1 protein-coding gene is annotated in these 1447 nt (G+C 66.2%); it reads right to left on the reverse strand.

Features of this window, described 5'->3' with window-relative positions; all coding sequences use genetic code 11:
* Positions 1-243: 243 nt before the first annotated feature.
* Positions 244-1320 carry an IS110 family transposase gene (locus H5397_RS17365; protein ID WP_182818998.1) on the reverse strand — a complete coding sequence of 359 codons (1077 nt, stop codon included), beginning with the start codon at positions 1318-1320 and terminating at the stop codon, positions 244-246.
* Between the last annotated feature and the right edge of the window lie 127 nt (positions 1321-1447).

A 1447-nucleotide genomic window follows, 5' to 3' on the forward strand; every position in this document is an offset into this window, starting at 1 on the left:
TGACGAAGTGGCGTCCTCCTGGTTGGGGGACGCCACTTCGCTTTTGGCACGGTGCTTGGTGACGTTCGGCGTGGTCGTCGACGCGGATGGTCAGACTGACATGCGCGGGTTGGTTACCGCTTGACGGGTTGTTCGGCAGGGGCGTTGCCGCTGGTCTGAGGACGAACCTGGTGGGGTTCACAGTCGAATCGCGGGTCACCCCGATAACGCGTTGTCACGGTGCATCGTGGGTCTGGATGGGCGTTACATGACGGCCACCGTGTGGCACCAGCCAGCCAGTTCACGGGCGATGGCGATGTTGGCTACCACGGGACGCTTGTGACGTTCGGTGAAGCTGTTCCAGCGGGCGTGGAGCCGCTTGTTGCCTTGGTGGGCCTTCGCGACGACGGGGCCGGGGGCCTTGGCCCACCGCATCAGCATGGTGTTCCCGGGTCGGTAGGATGGCTTGTGGCGCCAGGCGGCCTCGACCAGCAGCCGGCGGGCATGGGTATTGCCCGCCTTGGTGATCGAGGTGATGGTGTGCCTGTCACCGGTCGAGGCTTCGCCCGGCGCGAGGCCGAGGAACGCTCCGATCGAGTTGCCATCGAAGCGGGTCCAATCGCCGACCTCGACTGCGAGCCCGAATCCGGTCAAGGTGGCGATCCCACGCAGGCAGCACAATCGGTTCACGACGTCGGTGAACTCGCTGCTGGCTGCCATCAGCTCGATCTGTCGGTCCAGACCGTCGCGGCGGGCTGCGGTGAACAACACGTCCTCGAACCCGGTCTCGAATGCCGCTTGGGTGCCGTACTGGTCGAATCTGATGGAGCGTAGCCACCGGTCGTGGTCCGGTGTCCATGCTTTTCCACCGGTGTACACGTGACCGTGACGCAGGAGCAGTTTCGACAGGCGGTGGCGGGCGGCCATCAGATCGATCCGGGCGTCCTCCCGCGCGCGCACCAGGTCGCGAGCCGCTTCCTCGGTGATCGAGGGGACACGCACGCTGACGATCTCGTCCATGCGGAGCAGCCGGGCCAACAACAGGGCATCCTTGGCGTCGGTCTTGACCCGGTCACCCGCTGGACGCACGATCTTCGACGGCGCCGCCACCTCGCAGCGGATCCCTGCGGCGACGAACGCCCGGTACAGCCCATAGCCGGTCGGGCCCGCCTCGTAGCAGGCCGCCACCGGGCCGGGCAGTTCCCGGACCCACTCCAGCACCACCTCATGCGACGGGACCAACCGCGCCGTCTTCGTCTTGCCCGTGTGGGTATCGATCGCGGCCGCGACCACGCTCCGCGCATGCACGTCCAGCCCAACACTCGTACGCTCTGTAAACACCGGGGCCTCCTCACGACTGTGGATAGGCCGAACCAAGGACCACCCTCGTTCGGTAACCCACGAACATGCGCGAGAGAGGCCCTGGCCCGCAACCCCTCACACAAGAGGAGCTGCTCATACCGTCTGA

The sequence above is a fragment of the Propioniciclava sp. MC1683 genome, from assembly GCF_014164675.1.
Taxonomy (GTDB): domain Bacteria; phylum Actinomycetota; class Actinomycetes; order Propionibacteriales; family Propionibacteriaceae; genus Propioniciclava.